This is a genomic window from Pseudovibrio sp. W74 (genome assembly GCF_001623085.1).
GTDB lineage: Bacteria > Pseudomonadota > Alphaproteobacteria > Rhizobiales > Stappiaceae > Pseudovibrio.
In genome coordinates this window covers 1-2,039 of the sequence record NZ_LMCJ01000040.1, presented here as the reverse complement: position 1 = coordinate 2,039, position 2,039 = coordinate 1, and the positions used below count along the sequence as shown (strand labels likewise).

The 2,039-nt window shown below is 46.3% G+C and carries 2 protein-coding genes; one reads left to right on the top strand and one right to left on the bottom strand.

Annotated elements, in window-relative coordinates; genetic code table 11:
• Positions 1-144: 144 nt before the first annotated feature.
• A complete protein-coding gene (locus PsW74_RS19360; protein WP_063289748.1) occupies positions 145-375 on the top strand; it encodes a tautomerase family protein in 231 nt (76 codons plus the stop codon).
• Between the two features lie 343 nt (positions 376-718).
• On the opposite strand, the gene PsW74_RS19355 is transcribed toward PsW74_RS19360, so the two are convergent.
• Positions 719-1,615: an alpha/beta hydrolase-fold protein gene (locus PsW74_RS19355; protein WP_193775983.1), complete on the bottom strand. Its 897-nt coding sequence runs from the start codon at positions 1,613-1,615 to the stop codon at positions 719-721.
• Positions 1,616-2,039 lie beyond the last annotated feature (424 nt).

Below are 2,039 nucleotides of genomic sequence, written 5' to 3'. Positions count from 1 at the left end.
GGCAATGCGGCGGGTGCAGAGCCGCCGCTTGGGCGGTGGACCAAGATATGATGGCAGAGGACCCTTACTGCTGGCTCATACATGATAGACTGAGCGCCTGAGCTTCTTAATAAAATCAAACTCACGACAGAAAAGGTAAATGCCATGCCACACATCGTTGTTTATTCACCGCGCCTTCCCAGAGAGAAAAAGGTTGCTTGTGTCGCCGCACTGACAAATGCTTTTGAAGAAAGTACTGGGCTAGACGCCAACCTCCTGACCATCCATATCGAAGAGCATTCCTACGACAACATCGGGGTCGGCGGTAAACTGCTGACAGATGCCTATCCGGAGATTGCCGAGCGTGAAAAACAGTTCCAGGAAACGGATCAGTAGCTTGATAATCCACCTTGAGGGTAAGGGAAGCTAAGGGCGTATGAAAATAACATAAAGCGCTTTACAAGGAATATGGGTGCCACGAAGTAAAAAATTGGATTGCATGGATATAGTCACGCTCTCATGGTCAGTTCCTGTGTAGTCTGACCAACACCGGCCATTCAGCCTGCTGTTGGAGACAGCCAAGCAGCCCGATGTTTCAACTCTAGGTTATTCTGGTTCGACTTACTATAGAGAGAGGAAAGCTAGATTTTTCCGTTGAATTTCCTCTCTAGCTAGCCGACCCCAATTAACCGAATGACTTCTCTACAGGAGGAGCAAATTTAGATCGTTGACACCAGTTTCAAAGGTTGGCCCAACTTTCATTGCGATTTTGGCCTGCAAATAGAGCACGACAGGCCCGACTAAAAGCTGGACTGAAAACACTCATATGAGATTCTCCTTTTAAGATTTTGTGGTTCAATCTTAGCCCAGAAATTGAGCGGGAATCCATCTGGTCCACCAGTTTAACGAGATTGGATACCATTTTAGCATGTGCGTCAGCAGCTTCCTCAAGCTCACCTACGGCCATGAATATATCCATTTTGACATTCTGCCTTTTCGTACTCGTTTGCTCTTCTAGCGCAATGAGAAAGCTATCAGCCCACCAGATGGCTGGGCTAATAGCCACATATCGTTGAAATGCTTCTGGCTGAGTAAAGGCCGTATTGAGTACGAATAGCCCTCCCATGGAAATACCCGTTAGCGTGGTTTGGGTCAGATCTAAATCGAAACGACTAGCAAGCCATGGAGATAGTTCCTCTAGAACAAAAGCTAAGAAGGAAGTTGCGCCACCTGCCTGAATTTCATCTTGCCAAGTAAACGGTGCTGGTGCGCGGCGCATCATGGCTTCAAATCGCTTGTCTTCACATGGGGAAAGATCACGTGTGCGAATTGCTAGGTGTTCTGCTTTTTCACCTCTCCCAGAAACATCATACCCGATGCCAACAATGCAGTGTGGTGGAGGCCCATCTGGCTCCATTGCCAGCGAGTTCAGTAAAGTCGACGCAGCACCAAAGCATATGTTGCCATCGGTCACGAACATTACTGGCACAGGACCATTATTAAAAAACATCGGATTTGGCATCGCGACGTCAATAATAAAATATGCACTAACATTCTCAGACCAAATTCTGAAACGGTTTGACCCTAGAATTGGTGTCGGACCAAGATCAGTAAAATTGTTAGTACAGCTGCTCATATGGTATCTCCTTGCTAGAGATAGCAATACTAAGGTTTTGCCTTGCCCACCATTCTTGATTTGCAAATGTTTCGCACTATATATTAATGGGTACAAAGAGTTGCCGTCATTTACCCTGAATAACTTCGGTAAAGCGGCGCGTAAACAGTGCATTCTCCGTTATGCAGATACGACAGATAGTAACACCTCCACTGGAAGTGCTCGAGCAGATGACGGAATTACCAGATGTAATTCCGTCATCTGCTCAGCAAGACTTGTTTGACCATTAGCCGCCATTCGCGTTATCTCTGAGTAACCAAGGGCATAGCGAAATTTCAACTCTAAGTCGCTTAGAACAAATGCTCCGTTCATGTCTCACAAAACGGACCGTTGCTTACTAAAAGGGTGAGGTGCTTACCTTCAATGGTAACTGAGATCTGATAGC